General features: G+C 54.8%; 18 protein-coding genes and 2 pseudogenes. All 20 read left to right on the forward strand.

What is annotated here, in order from left to right; all coding sequences use genetic code 11:
- The first annotated feature begins 35 nt into the window (after window positions 1-35).
- The 20 genes and pseudogenes from ABC395_RS08420 (at window position 36) to spo0A (ending at window position 18,209) form a co-directional block, all read left to right on the forward strand.
- Window positions 36-812 (forward strand): stage III sporulation protein AF, encoded by a 777-nt coding sequence (locus ABC395_RS08420; protein ID WP_413002224.1) that lies wholly within the window; start codon window positions 36-38, stop codon window positions 810-812.
- Window positions 813-855: 43 nt separating this feature from the next.
- Window positions 856-1,497 (forward strand): stage III sporulation protein AG, encoded by a 642-nt coding sequence (spoIIIAG, locus tag ABC395_RS08425; protein WP_413002226.1) that lies wholly within the window; start codon window positions 856-858, stop codon window positions 1,495-1,497.
- A 166-nt stretch (window positions 1,498-1,663) separates the two neighbouring features.
- On the forward strand, window positions 1,664-2,437 hold the full coding sequence (locus tag ABC395_RS08430; RefSeq protein ID WP_413002228.1) for a SpoIIIAH-like family protein: 774 nt from the start codon (window positions 1,664-1,666) through the stop codon (window positions 2,435-2,437).
- A gap of 170 nt (window positions 2,438-2,607) precedes the next feature.
- Window positions 2,608-3,102 carry an acetyl-CoA carboxylase biotin carboxyl carrier protein gene (accB, locus tag ABC395_RS08435; protein WP_103995219.1) on the forward strand — a complete coding sequence of 165 codons (495 nt, stop codon included), beginning with the start codon at window positions 2,608-2,610 and terminating at the stop codon, window positions 3,100-3,102.
- A gap of 18 nt (window positions 3,103-3,120) precedes the next feature.
- Window positions 3,121-4,480, forward strand: a pseudogene (gene accC, locus ABC395_RS08440) (acetyl-CoA carboxylase biotin carboxylase subunit).
- A gap of 84 nt (window positions 4,481-4,564) precedes the next feature.
- Window positions 4,565-4,975: an Asp23/Gls24 family envelope stress response protein gene (locus ABC395_RS08445; protein ID WP_103995217.1), complete on the forward strand. Its 411-nt coding sequence runs from the start codon at window positions 4,565-4,567 to the stop codon at window positions 4,973-4,975.
- Window positions 4,976-5,054: 79 nt separating this feature from the next.
- Window positions 5,055-5,621 (forward strand): alkaline shock response membrane anchor protein AmaP, encoded by a 567-nt coding sequence (gene amaP, locus ABC395_RS08450; RefSeq protein ID WP_103995216.1) that lies wholly within the window; start codon window positions 5,055-5,057, stop codon window positions 5,619-5,621.
- A 14-nt stretch (window positions 5,622-5,635) separates the two neighbouring features.
- Window positions 5,636-5,866, forward strand: coding sequence for a DUF2273 domain-containing protein (locus tag ABC395_RS08455; RefSeq protein WP_103995215.1), 231 nt, complete (start codon window positions 5,636-5,638; stop codon window positions 5,864-5,866).
- 104 nt (window positions 5,867-5,970) lie between these two features.
- Window positions 5,971-6,432, forward strand: a complete 462-nt coding sequence (gene nusB, locus ABC395_RS08460) for a transcription antitermination factor NusB (RefSeq protein ID WP_413002231.1) — start codon at window positions 5,971-5,973, stop codon at window positions 6,430-6,432.
- Window positions 6,433-6,599: 167 nt separating this feature from the next.
- Entirely contained in the window at window positions 6,600-7,472 is an 873-nt protein-coding gene (gene folD, locus ABC395_RS08465) for a bifunctional methylenetetrahydrofolate dehydrogenase/methenyltetrahydrofolate cyclohydrolase FolD (protein ID WP_413002232.1), read from the forward strand.
- A 3-nt stretch (window positions 7,473-7,475) separates the two neighbouring features.
- Entirely contained in the window at window positions 7,476-8,843 is a 1,368-nt protein-coding gene (gene xseA / locus ABC395_RS08470) for an exodeoxyribonuclease VII large subunit (protein ID WP_413002234.1), read from the forward strand.
- On the forward strand, window positions 8,827-9,102 hold the full coding sequence (gene xseB, locus ABC395_RS08475) for an exodeoxyribonuclease VII small subunit (RefSeq protein WP_103995211.1): 276 nt from the start codon (window positions 8,827-8,829) through the stop codon (window positions 9,100-9,102). The genes xseA and xseB overlap by 17 nt, the downstream gene beginning before the upstream one ends.
- An 8-nt stretch (window positions 9,103-9,110) precedes the next feature.
- Window positions 9,111-10,001, forward strand: coding sequence for a polyprenyl synthetase family protein (locus ABC395_RS08480; protein WP_413006708.1), 891 nt, complete (start codon window positions 9,111-9,113; stop codon window positions 9,999-10,001).
- Between the two features lie 94 nt (window positions 10,002-10,095).
- Window positions 10,096-11,997 carry a 1-deoxy-D-xylulose-5-phosphate synthase gene (dxs, locus tag ABC395_RS08485; RefSeq protein ID WP_413002236.1) on the forward strand — a complete coding sequence of 634 codons (1,902 nt, stop codon included), beginning with the start codon at window positions 10,096-10,098 and terminating at the stop codon, window positions 11,995-11,997.
- Between the two features lie 126 nt (window positions 11,998-12,123).
- Window positions 12,124-12,967 (forward strand): annotated as a pseudogene (locus ABC395_RS08490) (TlyA family RNA methyltransferase).
- Window positions 12,968-13,084: 117 nt separating this feature from the next.
- Complete coding sequence (locus ABC395_RS08495; RefSeq protein WP_413002238.1) at window positions 13,085-13,555, forward strand: hypothetical protein; 471 nt, start codon at window positions 13,085-13,087, stop codon at window positions 13,553-13,555.
- On the forward strand, window positions 13,552-13,998 hold the full coding sequence (ahrC, locus tag ABC395_RS08500; protein ID WP_103995206.1) for a transcriptional regulator AhrC/ArgR: 447 nt from the start codon (window positions 13,552-13,554) through the stop codon (window positions 13,996-13,998). Before ABC395_RS08495 ends, ahrC begins: the two co-directional genes overlap by 4 nt.
- Before the next feature lie 32 nt (window positions 13,999-14,030).
- Complete coding sequence (gene recN, locus ABC395_RS08505) at window positions 14,031-15,770, forward strand: DNA repair protein RecN (RefSeq protein ID WP_413002240.1); 1,740 nt, start codon at window positions 14,031-14,033, stop codon at window positions 15,768-15,770.
- Window positions 15,771-15,881: 111 nt separating this feature from the next.
- Window positions 15,882-17,216 carry a SpoIVB peptidase gene (spoIVB, locus tag ABC395_RS08510; protein ID WP_413002242.1) on the forward strand — a complete coding sequence of 445 codons (1,335 nt, stop codon included), beginning with the start codon at window positions 15,882-15,884 and terminating at the stop codon, window positions 17,214-17,216.
- Between the two features lie 198 nt (window positions 17,217-17,414).
- Window positions 17,415-18,209 (forward strand): sporulation transcription factor Spo0A, encoded by a 795-nt coding sequence (gene spo0A / locus ABC395_RS08515; RefSeq protein WP_413002244.1) that lies wholly within the window; start codon window positions 17,415-17,417, stop codon window positions 18,207-18,209.
- Window positions 18,210-18,259 lie beyond the last annotated feature (50 nt).

Genomic DNA, 18,259 nt, shown 5'->3' on the forward strand with positions numbered 1-18,259 from the left:
TAGGGGCTTGCTCGCCTAAGAAGGAGGCTTGCCCCGTGGATTGGCTAGGCGGTTGGCTCAAAACGGTCGTCGCCCTGATTTTGCTCGCCGCTTTTATCGAGCTGATGCTCCCGACGAACAAGATGCAGCGGTATGTCCGGACGGCGATGAGCCTTTTCATCCTGCTGACGCTTCTTTCGCCCGTGCTGCAGTTGGCCCGCAAAAGCTGGGACCCGGGAAGGCTTCTCGCCGAGGCTCAGCAGGGGCGGCAGCTTGGGGACGGCGGGGCGTCCGCAGGGAGCGGAACTCCCGGCCAGCCGGCATCGCTTCAGGCGGTCATGGAACAGTCGGACCGGCTTCAGGCCGGCAGCCGGGAGCAGGCGGTCCGCCTGCTGGAAGAGAAGCTTGCCGCCGAGATGAGGCAGACGCTGCAGAAGGAAACGCCTTATCTCATCCGGGACATCCGGGTGAAGGCGGCGGTGGACGGGCAGGGCGCCGCAATGGTGGCGAGCGTGGAGATGACGCTGGACGAAGCGGCACCTGCGGCAGCGGAACCGGACGCCAACGGCGGCGCTCTGGCGGGCGAAGCCGGAGCTTCCGGCATGGGGCCGGTAAAGCCGGTCGCGCCCATTGCGCCCGTGGCGCCCGTGGATGTCCGCATCGGCGGCGCAAGCGGACCGGGCGGCGGAGCCGTTCCCGCGCAGACCGGGGAGCAGCCGACCCCGGCGCAGCGGGAAGCGGAAGAGAAGCTCGCCAAAGCCGCAGAACTTGGCTGGAAGGTTGACCCGTCTCACATTTCGGTGCAATGGACGAAGGAAAAGTCGAAGCTTTAGGAAAACCAGAAGAAGCGGCAGGGAGCGATGGTGAGGTGAGCGGATGGGCTCTTGGAAGCAGTGGAGGAGTAAATGGTTCGGGACAGGCGAGGACGGCAAACGTTCCAATTCCTTTCTTTGGATTGTACTGCTCGGTCTGGTCGGTGCCGCCTTGATGATTTTAAGCTCGTTTCTCAATTTCAAAGAAGTGGAACCCGCCGGCGACAGCCGGGCGTCCCCTTTGGCCCAGCCGGGCAAAGAGACGTTTATGGGCGGAGCGGCCAAGGACAAAACGCCTTTCCGGGAATACGAGGAAGCCTACGAATCCCGGCTTAGGGATATCCTCCGCAAGGTAGTCGGCGTAGGGGATGTGGAAGTGCTCATCACGATTGAATCTACGGAAGAAATCGTCGTGGAGAAGGATTCGAAGGAAAATCAGCAGCTGACGACGGAGAAAGATACGAACGGCGCGAACCGCAATATTTCCCAGGTTACGAAGGAAGGCAAAGTCGTGCTTTATCAAGTGTCGGGCGATCAGCAGCCCCTTATCGTCAAGACGATAAAACCCAAAGTGAGCGGAGTACTCGTAGTCGCCAAAGGGGCCGAGGATCTTACCGTCAAGAAGATGATGATCGAAGCCGTCGCCCGGGGCATCGACGTTCCGGTTCACCGGATCTCCATTCTCCCGAGAAAAACAGCCGAATAGTCGGGGCTTAAAGAAAGGACCGGGCATTCCGGCATAAGTAAGGCAGTAAGTAAGTAAAAAAGTAAGCCGTCAAGTAAAACAGCAAGTAAAACAGCAAGTAAAACAGCAAGTAAAACAGTGTGCGGCAAAACCCACCACTTATTAATCCGTTAGGAGGAATTATTCCATGAATGCCAAAAGACAAACAATATGGCTCGTTTCCATGCTGAGCCTGATGGTCGTACTGTCCGCCTATTATCTGTTCACCGAGGATGTCAGCAAGGTGGATGTCGCTTCCACGGCTCCTAAAGCGGAAGAAGTGAAGATCGATCTGAGCCAGGTATCCCCGGAGCAGGCCGTCGCCGAAGCGGGTAAAGCTGCCGCGGATAAAGCGTCCGATGCGAAAGCCGGCGATACGAAAGCGACGGCCGACGCCAAAACCGACACCAAAACCGACGCGAAAACGGATGTGAAAGCGGAGGCCAAAGCGGGCGATGCCAAGGCGCAGGACACGAAAACGGACGCGACCGCGTCGAAGGACGGCAAGGATGCGGCGGCCGCTCCGGCTTCGGCTGAAGCTAAAGTGAGCCAGCAGACGCAGGCCAGCAGCAAATCCGGCCGTGACTACCTCACGAAGCTCCAGCTCGACCGCCAGGACGCCCTGTCCAAGAAGACCGAAGAGCTGCTGACGCTCATCACCGATAAAAACCAGTCCTCCGAAGCGGTGAGCAAAGCGCAGCAGGAGCTTCAGCAGATCGAGGACACGAACACGCGCGTGACGAACGTGGAGGACGTTCTCTCCAAAGATTATCCGAACGCGGTTCTCACCCAGGACGGAAGCAAGTGGAAAGTGACCGTACAATCGGACAAACTCGAGAAAAGCCAGGCGGTTTCCATCGTGGAAACTGTGATGAAAGAACTGAAAGTCGGACCCGAAATTTCGGTCCAGTACGTGAAGTAAACGGCGGGAAAAACGGCACGGAATACGGCTGGGATAGCGCATGTAACCTCATAGTAACCAGAAATGGAAAGAGTCCGGACAAACTGGACTCTTTCCATTTCTTGCGGTTGTGATATAATACATACGTCGTATTACGGCATCGGTTCACCATTTTTGAAGGAGTGACATGGATGTTCAAGCTGAGCGAAATTAAAGAATTAATGAAACTAATGGACCAGACGTCCCTGCAGGAACTCGAAATTGAAAACGAGGGTGCGCGTTTGTCGATACGCAAACCTAACAAAACCGAGTCCGTAGTCGTTACGGCGGCTCCCGTGCAGCAAACGTACGCGCCCGCCATTGCTCAAGCGGTACCCGGAAGCGCTCCCGCACAAGTGGCAGCAGAAGCTCCGAAAGCGGATGAACAGAAGGAATCGGATTCTACCTTACATAAAATCGTATCGCCTATGGTAGGCACATTCTACCAGGCTTCCTCTCCGGGATCTGCCCCGTTTGTTTCGAAAGGTTCTAACGTGAACGAGAAATCGGTCGTCTGCATCGTGGAAGCAATGAAGCTGATGAATGAGATCGAAGCGGAAGTAAAAGGCGAAATCGTTGAAATTCTGGTCGAGAACGGCCAACTTGTCGAGTACGGCCAGCCTCTGTTCTTGGTGAAGCCGGAGTAATTGAACGGAGGGAACAAAATGGGTTTTCAGAAAGTCTTAATTGCAAACCGCGGTGAAATTGCCGTGCGGATTATTCGCGCCTGCCGTGAACTTGGCATTCAGACGATTGCCGTCTATTCGGAAGCGGACCGGGACGCTCTACACGTCCGTCTTGCCGACGAAGCGTACTGCATCGGACCTACGCCTTCCAAAGACAGCTATTTGAATTTTACAAATATCATGAGTGTGGCTACGCTCACGGATACGGACGCCATTCACCCCGGTTACGGGTTCCTGGCGGAAAATGCCGATTTCGCGGAAATCTGCGAAAACTGCAACATTACGTTTATCGGTCCGTCCCCGGAAGCCATTACCAAAATGGGGGACAAGGCGGTCGCGAAGCAGACGATGAAGGAAGCGGGCGTTCCCGTTATTCCGGGCTCCGACGGGCTGATCGAGGATCTCGACGAAGCCATTTCTCTCGGCCGTGACATCGGGTATCCGCTTATTATCAAAGCGACGGCCGGCGGCGGAGGCAAAGGCATCCGGATCGCCGAAAGCGAGGATATGCTGATTCAGCATATAATGACGGCCCAGCAGGAAGCCCAGACTGAACTTCGGCAACTCCGGCGTTTATCTGGAGAAATACCTGACGGGCATGAAGCACGTCGAGATTCAGATCATAGCGGACAAGCACGGCAATGCGGTCCATCTCGGTGAACGCGACTGCTCGGTGCAGCGCCGCCGCCAGAAGCTGGTCGAAGAAGCACCTTGCCCGACCTTGACGCCGGAGATCCGTCAGGCGATGGGAGAGGCGGCCGTCCGCGCTGCGAAGGCGGTCAACTACTCCGGTGCGGGCACGCTCGAATTTTTGCTGGGACCCGACGGGAACTTCTACTTCATGGAGATGAATACCCGTATCCAGGTGGAACACCCGGTAACGGAATACGTGACGGGCGTCGACCTGATCAAGGAAATGATCCGTGCCGCAGAAGGGAACCCGCTTCCGTTTACGCAGGAAGATATTCAGATCAACGGCTGGTCGATCGAATGCCGGATTAACGCGGAAGATTCCGAACGCAACTTTATGCCTTCTCCGGGACGCGTCAACTTCTATCTGCCTCCGGGCGGCATAGGCGTCCGTGTGGACAGTGCGGCTTATCCGGGCTATGTGATTCCCCCGCATTACGATTCCATGATCGCCAAGCTGATCGTATGGGGAGCGACCCGTGAAGAAGCCGTGAACCGGATGAAGCGGGCATTGGCCGAGTTTGAAATCGAAGGCGTCCATACGACGATTCCTTTTCATTTGAAACTGCTGAATCATCGTAAATTCCTGAGCGGAGATTTCGATATCAAATTCCTGGAAGAGCACGACGTGAACGACCCCGAATCCTGAGCGGATTCGTTGTCATAAAAATTCCGGAATGGTATAGTATTAAATTAGTGGGCTTATCCCAAACGTGCAGGAGGTGTGCATAGGATGACGATGATTGCAGCGGATTACGAGAAGACAGATATGGGCACCATTCAGATCGCTCCGGAAGTCATAGAAGTGATTGCGGGACTCGCTACCGTCGAGGTTGAAGGCGTGGCCGGCATGAGCGGCGGCTTTGTTAACGGCATTACCGAGCTTCTCGGACGCAAAAACTTTGCCAAAGGCATTAAGGTGGACGTCGGTCAGCGCGAAGCGGCGATCGATGTTTCGATCGTGATGGAATTCGGACACCGGATTCCCGAAGTGGCCGGCAAGATCCAACAGAACGTGAAATTGGCAATCGAATCGATGACAGGGCTGAGTGTCGTGGAAGTAAACGTTCACATTCACGACGTCCAATTCAAAACGGCCGAGAAGCCGGTTGAAGAGGATTCGGCCGCACTGCGCGTAAAATAATAAATAGCAGCGGCTACACACTGACCCCCAACCGCTAAGGACGGGGGTTCCTCACTTATTTCGGAAGGAGCCATTTGCTGTGGTCAAACTATTGGACAGACTCCTGTTATTTCTATTCAGCCTCGCGATCATGTTCCTTTCCGCCATCGCCGTACTCGCAGCTTTTCAGCTTATTCCGATGAGATCGACCGATTATTTTCTCCAGGATGTGTTCGACAGCGGCTTTACCGTATCCAAGGCATGGGTGATCGGTGCCGGAATCGTTATTTTTCTGATCAGCATCCGCTTTTTTTACATATCTGTCCGCAGAAGCCGTACGCAGGCGCCGTCTATCGACCAGCGCAGTGAGTATGGGGATATCCGGATTTCGGTGGAAACGGTGGAGAATCTGTCGTTGAAAGCGGCCGGAAGAAGCCGCGGCGTACGCGATCTGCGCGCTCGTGTGAAGGTGAGTGAAGCCGGACTCGAGATCGGTATCCGTACCGTAGTGGACGGGGAAACTTCCATTCCGGAAATTACGGAGGAAATGCAGTCCGCGGTCAAGAATCACGTGGAAGAGATTACGGGAATCCCGGTCTCCGTCGTATCCGTGTATGTGGCGAATATCGTGCAGAATACCCCAACGTTTAAAAGCCGGGTAGAATAGAGGTGGGTCCTCTCATGTGGAGAAAATTGTGGCAGGAGCACCCCGGAACGATAACCGGCGGAGGCGCAGGACTTGTTCTGGGCCTGGTCTATCTGTTTTTCGGCTTCTGGGATATGCTGATTTTTGCATTTATCGTGTTCCTGGGGTATTATATCGGCAAAAAAGTAGACCGGGGCGAAGATTTTCTGCTCCCTTTCCAGAACCTTTGGCAATTTCTTACGCAAAAATGGAGAATGTTTCGCTGAAATCCTGGGTTCAACCTTGGATTTTTTTGTTTGGGTTGGATTTAAAATGACGTATACTAGACGTAGACGAACGAACTAGCGGTTTAAGATGTGGGAGGCATACAATGAGGCGTAGAGTAGCCAGAGAAATAGCTTTGCAGAGCTTGTATCAGATCGATATGAACGGGGTTTCGGCGGCGGAAGCGGTGAACGTTGCCGTCCATGAGGCGGAGAACGATAACGAGGCCCAGGTCGATCATAAGGAAAAAATTATGCCGGAGTATATCCGCGAACTCGTGGACGGCACGTTAAGCAACCGGGACCGCATCGACGAACTGCTGGCCGGTTACCTGAAGGGCTGGAAAATGGACAGGCTTTCCCGCGTAGACCGTGAAGTGCTGCGTCTGGCCGCATTCGAAATGCTCTTTCAGGAAGACGTCCCGCCAAAGGTTGTCGTTAACGAGGCCATCGATCTGGCAAAGCATTTCGGTACGGACGATTCCGGTAAATTCGTGAACGGCGTACTCGGCAAAATGATCAAAGACGTAGATACGCTGAGGGAAACTATCCGCGGCGGCAAACAGTAATAAACCGGGCGCACGGTTGTCGGGACTTCTGAGAAGAATTGTCCGGCGGCTTTGCGCTATCTGCTTATTGCGGGCTACAATAGGGAAATAACAAGGACAACAAGGATAACAGGGACACAGGAAAAACAAAGAAAACCATTCACGGACAATTAGGGAGGAGAACCGTCATGGCAGCAGAAGTGATTAACGGCAAAGAAATCGTCCGTTCCATTCGGGAAGAAATCAAACAGGAAGTCGAGGAGCTTTCCGCCCGGGGTACGACACCCGGACTTGTGGTGATTATCGTCGGCGACGACCAGGCTTCCCACGTTTACGTCAACAACAAGGAAAAAGCTTGCGCCCAGGTCGGTATCCAGTCTCATGTTCACCGTCTTCCGGCCGATACTTCCCAAGAAGAGCTTGTGAAGCTGATCCACGAATATAACCGTAATGCGGAATTTCACGGAATTCTTGTCCAGTCTCCACTTCCCGGCCACATCAACGAAGAGCAGGTCGTAGATGAAATTACGCCCGAGAAGGATGTGGACTGTTTCCATCCCGTTAACGTGGGCAATCTGATGATCGGCAAAGAAGGCATGCTTCCTTGTACGCCGGCAGGCGTTATGGAAGTGCTGAAAAAAATCGGCGTGTCCCCGGCCGGAAAACATGCCGTCGTCGTCGGAAGAAGCAATATCGTCGGCAAGCCGATGGCGATGCTGCTGCTCCGCGAGCATGCTACGGTTACGATATGTCACTCGCGCACGCCGAATCTCCAGGATATTACACGCCAGGCGGACATTCTCGTTGCCGCGGTAGGCAAAGCCGGCGTGATTGAAGACCGGCACGTGAAACCGGGTGCGGTCGTGATCGACGTCGGAATGAACCGCAACGCGGAAGGCAAGCTGTGCGGGGATGTCGATTTCGATGCGGTCAAGGAAATCGCGGGTTATATCACGCCGGTTCCGGGATGTGTAGGTCCGATGACCATCACGATGCTGCTCAAGAATACGCTGAGCTCGGCCCGCCGCGCGTCCAATACGGGTACAGAAGCGGGCGTGTAACGCATGAGCGAGCGCGCCGTATTATCCATTAAGGATCTCAACCGCTATATCAAAATGAAGCTTGAAGGCGACAACCGACTTCAAGACGTTTGGGTCCGCGGGGAGATTTCCAACTTTACGCATCATTCAAGCGGTCATATGTATTTTACGCTTAAAGATAAAGACAGCCGGCTCAAAAGCATTATGTTCGCGTCGTACAACCAGCGGCTTCCTTTCCGTCCGAAGGAAGGGACGATGGTAATCGCCCGCGGGAACGTTTCCGTCTACGAACGGGACGGGCAGTACCAGTTCTACGTGACGCAGATGCAGCCGGACGGAATCGGCGGCTTGTACCTCGCGTTCGAGCAGCTCAAGCAGAAGCTCGAGAGCGAGGGCTTGTTCCGCACCGAGCGGAAGAAGCCGATTCCCCGGATGCCCAAAGCCGTCGGCGTGATCACATCGCCGACGGGGGCCGCCGTCCGGGACATTATTATCACCCTGCAGCGGCGGTTTCCGAATGTGCCGATTCTGCTGCATCCGGTGCTTGTGCAGGGAGCTCAGGCGGCCCCGTCCATCGTCCGTGCCATCGAGACGATGAACAGGCTCGGTGAAGTCGACGTGCTGATCGTCGGCCGGGGCGGGGGCTCGCTGGAGGAGCTGTGGGCGTTCAACGAAGAAGTCGTTGCCCGCAGCATCTTCGCCTCCGCGATCCCCGTCATCTCGGCCGTCGGCCACGAAACCGACTTCACCATCGCGGACTTCGTCGCCGATCTCAGGGCGGCGACGCCTACGGCCGCGGCGGAGCTGGCGGTGCCTCACCATCTGGAGCTGAAGCAGCAGATGGCTCATCTCCGCCAGCGCCTTCACCGCGGCCTGCTGCAGCAGCTGCAGCGTCGTCAGGACCGGCTGGACCGGCTCCGCCGCTCGCCTTACCTGATCAATCCGCACCGGCAGCTTCTGCAGCATCCGGCCCAGCGGCTGGACCGGCTGGGCGAGCAGCTTTCTTTCCGCATGCGTCAGCTTGTCGGCCGGGCCGGCGACCGCCGCATGCGTCTGGAGCGCACCCTGTCGGGTTTCAACCCGCAGGAGCAGGTGCGCTACGCCCGCAAGCGCGTGGAAGGCGCGGAACGGGCGCTCACGCTGGCGATGCAGGGCGTCGCCAGGGGCCGCAGGCAGCAGCTCGTATCCACCCTGCGCCACCTGGATGCGCTGAGCCCGCTTAAAGTCATGCAGCGGGGGTACAGCCTTGTTTACGACGAGAAAGAAAAACGCGTATTAAATTCGATCGAGCAGGTTCAGATCGGCGATATGGTCCGAGTTCAGCTGACCGACGGACGGCTCGACTGCCACGTCTGGGCGATGGAGGAGAAAACAAATGGGGAACGAAAGTAATTTGCAGGAAGAGACCGCCATCAGCTTCGAGGAAGCGATGGACAAGCTGGAAGGAATCGTAGCGAAGCTGGAGAGCGGAGACGTACCTCTCGAGCAGGCGATCGAGCTGTACCAGGAGGGCATGAAATTGTCTCACCTGTGCGGCCAAAAGCTTGAAGTTGTGGAGAAGAAGATCGAAATGCTTGTGGAAAGCGAAGCCGGTCTTTCGAAAAAGCCGTTCGGAGCCAATATGATCGAGGACAAAGGGGAATCCCGTTGAACAACGACATGAACATTCAAGAATATATCGCTTCCTATGCGAAAGAAATCGAAGGGGAGCTTCGGGAGCTGTTTCCCCGGATATGGGACATTCCGGACGTGCTGCGGCAGTCCGCCCAATATTCGATCGACGCGGGAGGTAAACGGCTGAGGCCGATACTTGTCCTTGCCGCGGCGGAAGCCTTGGGAGGACGCATGGAAGCCGCTATGCCGGTAGCCTGCGCCATCGAAATGGTTCATACGTACTCGCTGATTCACGATGATTTGCCTGCCATGGATAACGATGACTACCGCAGGGGTAAACTAACCAACCATAAAGTTTACGGAGAAGCGATGGCCATCCTTGCCGGAGACGCTCTGCTGACTCAGGCGTTCTACAGCGTTTCGCAGGCGCGCAGGCACGGCGTTCCAGCCGATCAAGTACTGACGATTGTCGAGGAGCTGGCCGAATATGCCGGCGCCCGGGGAATGGTCGGCGGACAAGTGGCCGACATGAAGGGCGAGCAGGGGATTACGGAACTGAGCGGGCTGGAATATATTCATCAGCACAAAACGAGCGATCTCATTATTTTCTCGCTTCGCGCGGGCGGCCGGATAGCCGGGGCGGACGACAGGCAGCTTGAAGCGCTTACGGACTTCGGCCGCTCGATCGGGCTGGCGTTCCAGATCCAGGACGATATTCTGGATGTGACCGGCACGCAGGAGAAGCTGGGCAAAGCCGTCGGCAGCGACGAGAAGCAGCAGAAGGTGACGTATCCTTTTTTCATCGGGCTGGAGGAATCGGAACGGCGGGTCGTCCAATTAACGGACGAGGCCAAAACGGCGATCTCCGGAGGGGTTCTGCCGGATCCGCGGCGGCTGCTTGAGCTGGCCGATTACCTGATGAAGCGTGACCGCTGAAATTGTGGTATAATGGTGAAATAAAATACACGAACACATGAACGTATTTCATAAATATTGCTAATTTTCACCTTCGGAAAGCGAGGAAATTAATGTGCTGCTCGATCATATTAACCAGCCAGAGGATTTAAAGAGGTTGTCTACGGCGGAACTTGAACAGCTTGCGGGAGAAATCCGGCAATTTCTCATCGAAAAGCTGTCTGCATCCGGCGGGCACCTCTCCTCCAACCTGGGCATAGTGGAGCTGACCATTGCGCTGCATACGCTTTACGACAGCCCCCGGGACAAATTTATTTTCGATGTGGGGCACCAGGCGTATGTGCACAAAATTTTAACCGGGCGCAAAGACCGCTTCGATACCCTGCGCAAGTATAAAGGGATGTGCGGCTTCATCAAGCGGGCGGAAAGCGATCACGACGTATGGGAAGCGGGACACAGCAGCACCTCGCTATCGGCGGCGATGGGGATGGCCATGGCCCGCGATCTGAAGGGCGAAGACTTCCGTGTTTTTGCCGTTATCGGCGACGGAGCCATGACGGGCGGTATGGCGCTTGAAGCGATGAACCATATCGGCCACGAGAAGAAGAATTTGACCGTTATTTTGAACGATAACGAAATGTCCATCGCCCCTAACGTGGGCGCGATCCACAATTATTTGAGCAAGATCAGGTCCGATAAGCATTACCGCAAAGCGAAAGAAGAAGTCGAAAGTCTCCTTAAGAAAATCCCGGCTATCGGAGGGACTCTGGCCAAGACCGCGGAGAAAGTCAAGGATAGCCTGAAATATTTGCTTGTTTCCGGTGTCTGGTTCGAAGAGCTGGGCTTTAATTACATCGGTCCCGTCGACGGTCATAATCTTCCTCTGCTGCTTGAAACATTGAAGCAGTCCGAGAAAGTGGAGGGCCCCGTGCTCATCCACGTCATTACGACCAAAGGGAAAGGCTATTCTCCCGCGGAGATGGATTCCCACAAATGGCACGGAGCCAGCCCGTATAAGATTGAATCCGGCCAGTTCCTTAAAGCCGTGGGCAATCCGATGTACACCGAAGTTTTCGGCAATACGCTGATAGAGCTTGCGGAGCAAGACGAGCGCATCGTAGCTGTAACGCCGGCCATGCCGGGCGGATCGGGGCTGATGAATTTCGCCGCCCGTTTCCCTACGCGTATGATCGATGTGGGGATCGCCGAACAGCATGCGGCCACTTTGTGTGCCGGTATGGCTGCGGAAGGGCTGAAACCGGTATTCGCCGTCTATTCGACGTTCCTCCAGCGCGCCTACGATCAGGTTGTGCATGATATTTGCCGTCCCAAGCTCAACGTCATGTTTGCCATTGACCGTGCGGGCTTTGTAGGCCCGGACGGGGAAACGCACCAGGGCGTGTACGATATCGCGTTCCTGCGCAGTCTGCCGAATATGGTGCTCATGATGCCTAAAGACGAGAATGAACTCCGCCGCATGATGCGGACGGGGATTGACTATAACGAGGGACCGGTCGCCGTGCGTTATGCCCGCATTAACGGGCTCGGCGTCCCGATGGATGAGAATCCGCAGCCGATTCCGATCGGCAGTTGGGAAACGCTGACCGAAGGGGATACGATGGCGGTACTGGCCGTCGGCCCGATGAATCAGGTCGCTCTTGAAGCCGCGGATATGCTGAAGAAGGAAGGCATTAACCTGCGCGTAATCAACGCCCGGTTTATCAAACCGCTGGATGAGGCTATGCTTCTCCAACTGGCCAAAGAGCATATGCCGATCATCACCATGGAAGAAGGATCGGAACAAGGTGGCTTCGGCAGCGCGGTGCTCGAATTTTACGCGAAGCAGGGCATCGAAGGCGTTCGTATCCGCACGATGGGCGTGCCGGATTACTTTGTGGAGCACGGTTCCATCAAAGAGCAGCGCCAGGAAGTCGGCTTAACCGCCGAACACCTGATTACGCAGGTGCACACGCTGCTGCCGCGCAAACGCCAGCGTTCCGCGGGCCTTAACGCCTAACACCACGCTAGGAACCCGCCGGGCCGGGCTTGTCGTCACACAACGGCAGTCAACAACTACGGGAACCAGCTTACACGTGCCGGCGGCAGCCGGCCCAAACGACGAACGATAACAGGAGTTTATGGAATGGCGACAGATAAAGAACGAATTGATGTGCTGCTCGTCGAACAAGGCTATTTTGAAAGCAGGGAAAAAGCCAAGGCCGCCATTATGGCTGGCCTTGTTTTTGCTGATGAGGAGCCTGTAGATAAGGCAGGAATGAAAATTAGCCGTGCGGCCGCTTTGAAAGTGAAAGGTGCCGTTCATCCGTATGTAAGCCGCGGAGGCTTGAAGCTGGAAAAAGCGTTGAAACAGTTTGACATCGACGTGAAAAATGCGGTGATGCTCGATATCGGGGCTTCTACCGGCGGTTTTACGGACTGCGCGCTTCAGAACGGAGCTTCGTATGTATATGCAATCGATGTGGGCTACAACCAGTCTCGACTGGTCGCTTCGTCAGGATGAACGTGTCCAGGTTATGGAACGCACGAATTTCCGTTATTTGACGCCGGAGGAACTGACCGGTCCGTCCCCGTCTTTTTCCACGATCGACGTTTCTTTCATTTCCCTGAAAATTATTTTGCCTCCGCTGAAAGCGATGCTGGGTGTAAAAGGGGAGACGGTCGCCCTGATCAAGCCTCAATTCGAAGCGGGCCGCGATAAAGTCGGCAAATCCGGAGTAATCCGGGATTCCGAAGTGCATAAGGATGTATTGGAAAGTGTCCTGGGATTTGCGAAGGATATCGGCTTTCACTTAAAAGGACTCACGTTTTCTCCGATTACCGGGGGCGAAGGAAACATTGAATTCCTTGCTTACTGGACCTGCAATCCCGAAGATCCGGACAAACTGGAAGAACCGCTTCAGTCCCTGATCGACCGTGTCGTGCCTGAGGCAAAGGCCATGTTCGCCAAACCGGAAGCCCGTTATTGAAGGAATCATGGCTGGTCCGCGCAGGCGGTTTTTCTACGGCAAAACAACCGGAAAAGGCTTCCCGGCAAAAGGATTCCCCGCCTTCTGTAGCGAATAGGTACGTCGAGGTGATCCGGTATGCAGCACGGGGATACGCTTATCCTAATTTTGCTCTTAGGACTTCTCGCAGCATGGGCCGGCATAAGTTTCCGAAAGTGGCTGTACGAGCCTTCTTCCGATTCCTTCCATTCTTTACGCGACACCGACTATAACGAAGTTCCGGAGGACGATGAAGTTGTCGAGCTTCTGATCGGTGCGGGGTTTGACGTTGTGGGCGGGAAAACCAAAATCCCCATTTCGATGACCCTGAATCAGAAGGAGGAGCTTTACAGCCGCCTGTTTATCGATTATTTTGCTGAAAAAGAGGACAATCTGTATCTCGTGAAGGTGGCGCGCGAACGAAGGCCGCTTGAGATGACAGGAAGCGCTATCCGCGACATGCTGCTGGTGTACTCACTCCTTGTGCCGGAAGCGGCCGGAGTGCTGTACGTGGACATGAACGGACGCAAGATCAAACAAATTACGTTTACCATTGAGGTGTTCGAATGAAAGGGCAACGCCACGTTAAAATCCGGGAAATCATTACGGGTCATGAAATCGAAACGCAGGACGAGCTGGTGGAGTCGCTGCGCAGCGCCGGTTTCAACGTGACCCAGGCGACGGTTTCCCGGGACATTAAAGAACTGCATCTGATCAAGGTCCCGCTTGACGACGGAAGGTACAAATATTCGATGCCGGCTGATCAGCGCTACAATCCGATGCAGCGGCTCAAACGGGCGCTGAGCGATCATTTTATCAACATCGATTTCACCGAGAATCTGGTTGTCATGAAGTGTATGCCGGGAACGGCAAATACGATCTGCGCCTTGATCGATAATTTGGAATGGAATGAAATCATGGGGACGATATGCGGGGATGACACGATTCTGATCATCTGCCGGACGAAGGACGTCAGCCAGAAAGTCGTGAATCAGATTATGTCGCTGATCTGACTCGGTCATGCAGCGAATTCATGGGAGGACCTATGCTCACAGAACTGTCTATCCGCAATTTGGCGGTTATCGAATACGTTCACATCGGATTTAAATCCGGCTTTCATGTTCTGACGGGTGAGACCGGTGCCGGTAAATCCATCATTATCGACGCGCTGAGCCTGATTGTCGGAGGCCGGGGTTCTTCCGAATTGGTCCGCTACGGCAGCGAGAAAGCCGAGATCGAGGCTGTTTTCGAAATCGGCGAAGGCCATCCCGTATGGACCACACTTGCCCAGCTCGGTATCGAGGCCGCGGGAGAGGAACAGCTGCTTATCCGGCGAGAAGTAACGGCAAGCGGCAAAAGCTCCAGCCGGATCAACGGCCAGCTCGTCAATTTGACGATGCTGCGCGAGGTCGGCGGCTGGCTCGTCAATATTCACGGCCAGCATGAGCATCAGTCTCTCCTCAAATCGGACGAACACATCCACTGGCTCGATGCATACGGAGATAAAGAGGTAGGTCCCAACCTGGCGGCATACCGCGAATCATACGACCGCTACACGAAGCTCCGCAAAGAGCTGAAGGCGCTTCAGGAAACGAGCAAGCAGTCGCTGCAAATGATCGATCTGTACCGTTTCCAGGTGGACGAAATCGCTGCTGCTGCCCTGAAAGAAGGCGAGGATGTCACGCTGACGGAGGAGAAAAGCAAGCTGGCGAACGCCGAGAAGCTGTATTCAAGCGTGGCGGGCTCTTACGACACGCTGTACGGCGCGAGCAGCGGGCTGGACGCCATAGGCAAAGCCATCACCCGCATCCAGGACGTGGCGGCTATCGACAGCGCGGGAATCGCCCCTCTGCTGGAACAGATGCAGAGCGCGTTTTACCAGCTTGAAGACGCCGCTTACCAGCTGAGGGATTATCGCGACGACATCGAGTTCAATCCGGAGCGGCTTGACGAAATCGAGCTCCGCCTCGATTTGATCGCTTCGCTTCGGCGCAAATACGGCGACACGATTGCGGAGATTTTAGCTTACAGCGAGAAAATCAGCGGAGAGCTCGCCACGATCGAGAACAAAGACGAGATTATCCAGAAGCTGCAGGAAAAGCTCGACCGTGAAATCGTGCAGCTCACGAAAGCGGCGCGGAAGCTGTCCGGTTCCCGCAAAAAAATCGCGGATCGTCTGGCCGGAGAGATCGAGACCGAGCTGCGTGATCTGCACATGGAGCGCACGCAGTTCCGTGTCCAGGTATCGCACACGCCGGTTCCTGCGGGCAGCGGAGGGCTGGAGATCGGCGACGAACCGCCCGTTAAATTCACCCGGGACGGGATCGATCTCGTCGAGTTCCTGATGGCGCCGAATCCCGGAGAACCGCTTCGCGGGCTCAGCAAAATCGCTTCCGGCGGGGAGCTGTCGCGGATTATGCTTGCCATGAAAAGCATTTTCGCCCGGCTGGATCAGATCCCGGTTCTCGTGTTCGACGAAGTGGACACCGGTGTCAGCGGACGCGCGGCCCAGGCGATCGCGGAGAAGCTTTCCCTGCTTTCGCGCAGCTGCCAGGTCTTTAGCATTACGCATTTACCCCAGGTGGCATGCATGGCCGACGTACATTTTTACATTCATAAAGAAGTGCAGGGGGACCGCACGTTTACCCGCGTGACCGATCTGGACCGCCGCGGACGTATCGAAGAGCTCGCACGGATGCTCGGAGGCGTCGAGGTGACGGAAACGACCCTGCATCATGCTCAAGAAATGCTTGCATTGGCAGACGAAAAAAAGTCGAGGGACTAACTGAGGCCCCTAGAAGCATTTGCAGTTATAAAACGATTGGAGGGAGGATACCTTAAAGGTACGCATTTGACGAGGGTTCGTCAGGGCAAGAAAGCAGAAGGAGGGTGTCTTGTGAAATCGAATCGTCGTAGAAGATTCATTGGTCTCCTGCTCGTTTTCTTCGTTTGTATCCTAAGTGTATCCGCCCCTTTCCAAAGCTTCGCCTCCTTCCCCGATGAGCTCCGGTTTTTCAGCGGGCAAGCCAAAGAACTCAGGCTTTCCATGCCGGTCAACGCCATGCTTACGGTGGAAGACCCCGAAATAGTCAAGGTTAACGGGAACTCCCGGCACTCATTTCAAGTTAATTTGAAGGATCCGATTTCCCTCCAGTCCAATCAGCAGGGCTATACCGAGATGAAACTGAAGCTGTTTGGAGCCATCCCCCTCAAGACCGTTAAGGTCAATGTCGTGCCGGACCTTAAAGTCCTTCCCGGCGGGCAAACCATTGGCGTCAAAATCAAGTCAGCCGGCATTCTGGTTGTAGGCCATCATCTGGTCGCCGTGACCGAGAATCAGAAGATCTCGCCGGGTGAAGAAGCGAAGGTGCAGGTCGGTGATTTGATTGTTGCGATCAACGGGAGTCCTTCCGCGGACGTATCCAAGGTGTCCGGTCTCGTCAACAAAGCCGGTCAAAGCAAGAAACCGCTGGAATTGACGGTCCAGAGAGGCAATCAGCGCTTCGACCTTAAGCTGAAGCCCGCGTATGACGTCGTGGACAAGTCGTATAGGCTCGGTCTGTATATCCGCGATTCCGCGGCAGGCGTTGGCACCCTGACCTTCTATGCGCCCGAACAGAACGTTTACGGAGCGTTAGGCCACGTGATTACCGATATGGACACCCAGACTCCGATCGTGGTCGGCAGCGGGGAGGTCGTTCACTCGAGCGTCACGTCGATCGCCAAGAGCCAGAACGGCGAGCCCGGCGAGAAGCACGCACAGATTTTCCGGGACAGCAAGGTGATCGGAACGATCGAGAAAAACACCCCGTTCGGCATTTTCGGCAAAATGGAAGAAGCTCCTGAGTATAGTTTATCCCGGACTCCGGTTCCTGTCGCATTCGCGGAAGAGGTAAAAGAAGGTCCGGCCCAGATTTATACGGTCGTGAACGGACAAAAGGTGGAGAAGTTCGATATCGAGGTCGTGCATGTGGCGAAACAGGGAAGCCCGGCCACCAAGGGGATGGTCATCAAAGTAACCGACAAACGGCTCCTTGAGAAGACCGGAGGTATCGTACAGGGGATGAGCGGAAGCCCGATCATCCAGAACGGCAAAATGATCGGCGCCGTTACCCACGTATTCGTAAACGATCCGTCCAGCGGGTATGGCTGTTTTATCGAGTGGATGCTCCAGGATGCAGGCATTGTGCTCCGGCCCGAATCAGATGCGAAAGGACTGAAGGCGAGTTAGCCTTTGGTTCTTTCTTTTTTGCGAACGATTTGTCGAAAAATGTTGAAATACCAAAATAAAACTCTATTATAAAATAACCGCGAACAAAAATAAAGAAAATAATTTTTCGACAGAAGGAATTTGATTAGGCGTGTCGAAATGATAAAACAAGGAATTAGAAAACCCTCGATTTTTTTACAAATAAAGGAGGCTTTCAAGTTGCAAAAGATTCAAGTTTTGTTAGCGGACGACAACCGAGAGTTTACACATTTACTTTCCGAATTTATCAGTGAACAGGAAGATATGGAGATTGCAGGCATCGCCTATAACGGAAACGAAGTGCTCCGTTTTATGGAAACGCAGAATGATGTGCCTGATATTCTCATTTTGGATATTATCATGCCTCATCTGGACGGCCTGGGTGTACTCGAGAAGCTTCGCGAATTGAACTTAAATCCGGCTCCGCGGATCATTATGCTCACGGCCTTCGGCCAGGAGAATATCACGCAGAAAGCCGTGCAGCTTGGCGCCTCCTATTATATTTTGAAGCCGTTTGACATGGAAGTTCTGACGAACCGCATCCGTCAACTGGTGGGCAACCAGCCGGCTGTCACGTCGACCAGTTCCGTCAAAGCGAATGTCGTTCAGATGCCGAAAAGCAAAAATCTGGACGCCAATATTACGACAATCATACATGAAATCGGCGTGCCTGCGCATATTAAAGGATATCAATATCTGCGCGAAGCGATCACGATGGTGTACAACAACATCGAAATTCTCGGCGCCATCACCAAGACGCTGTACCCCGCCATTGCGGAAAAATACAAGACCACCCCGAGCCGCGTCGAACGCGCCATCCGTCACGCGATTGAAGTCGCCTGGACGCGCGGCAACATCGACAGCATCTCGTTTATTTTCGGCTACACCGTGAACATTTCGAAGTCGAAACCGACCAACAGCGAATTCATCGCGATGGTGGCGGATAAGCTGCGGATTGAGCATAAGGTGAGCTAGAAGCGCGAAGTGTCAACGTTTATGGCGACTGGATAGAACGGTCGTTCGCG

This window comes from Paenibacillus canaveralius (genome assembly GCF_047238265.1).
Classification (GTDB): domain Bacteria; phylum Bacillota; class Bacilli; order Paenibacillales; family NBRC-103111; genus Paenibacillus_F.

What these genes read in the sequence shown, in the direction of transcription:
- ahrC (WP_103995206.1), top strand. Translation starts at nt 13,552, where the DNA reads ATGAAAGGGCAACGCCACGTTAAAATCCGGGAAATCATTACGGGTCAT.
- nusB (WP_413002231.1), top strand. Translation starts at nt 5,971, where the DNA reads ATGAGGCGTAGAGTAGCCAGAGAAATAGCTTTGCAGAGCTTGTATCAG.
- spoIIIAG (WP_413002226.1), top strand. Translation starts at nt 856, where the DNA reads ATGGGCTCTTGGAAGCAGTGGAGGAGTAAATGGTTCGGGACAGGCGAG.
- xseB (WP_103995211.1), top strand. Translation starts at nt 8,827, where the DNA reads ATGGGGAACGAAAGTAATTTGCAGGAAGAGACCGCCATCAGCTTCGAG.
- ABC395_RS08480 (WP_413006708.1), top strand. Translation starts at nt 9,111, where the DNA reads ATGAACATTCAAGAATATATCGCTTCCTATGCGAAAGAAATCGAAGGG.
- ABC395_RS08455 (WP_103995215.1), top strand. Translation starts at nt 5,636, where the DNA reads ATGTGGAGAAAATTGTGGCAGGAGCACCCCGGAACGATAACCGGCGGA.
- accB (WP_103995219.1), top strand. Translation starts at nt 2,608, where the DNA reads ATGTTCAAGCTGAGCGAAATTAAAGAATTAATGAAACTAATGGACCAG.
- ABC395_RS08495 (WP_413002238.1), top strand. Translation starts at nt 13,085, where the DNA reads ATGCAGCACGGGGATACGCTTATCCTAATTTTGCTCTTAGGACTTCTC.
- ABC395_RS08430 (WP_413002228.1), top strand. Translation starts at nt 1,664, where the DNA reads ATGAATGCCAAAAGACAAACAATATGGCTCGTTTCCATGCTGAGCCTG.
- ABC395_RS08445 (WP_103995217.1), top strand. Translation starts at nt 4,565, where the DNA reads ATGACGATGATTGCAGCGGATTACGAGAAGACAGATATGGGCACCATT.
- xseA (WP_413002234.1), top strand. Translation starts at nt 7,476, where the DNA reads ATGAGCGAGCGCGCCGTATTATCCATTAAGGATCTCAACCGCTATATC.
- folD (WP_413002232.1), top strand. Translation starts at nt 6,600, where the DNA reads ATGGCAGCAGAAGTGATTAACGGCAAAGAAATCGTCCGTTCCATTCGG.
- recN (WP_413002240.1), top strand. Translation starts at nt 14,031, where the DNA reads ATGCTCACAGAACTGTCTATCCGCAATTTGGCGGTTATCGAATACGTT.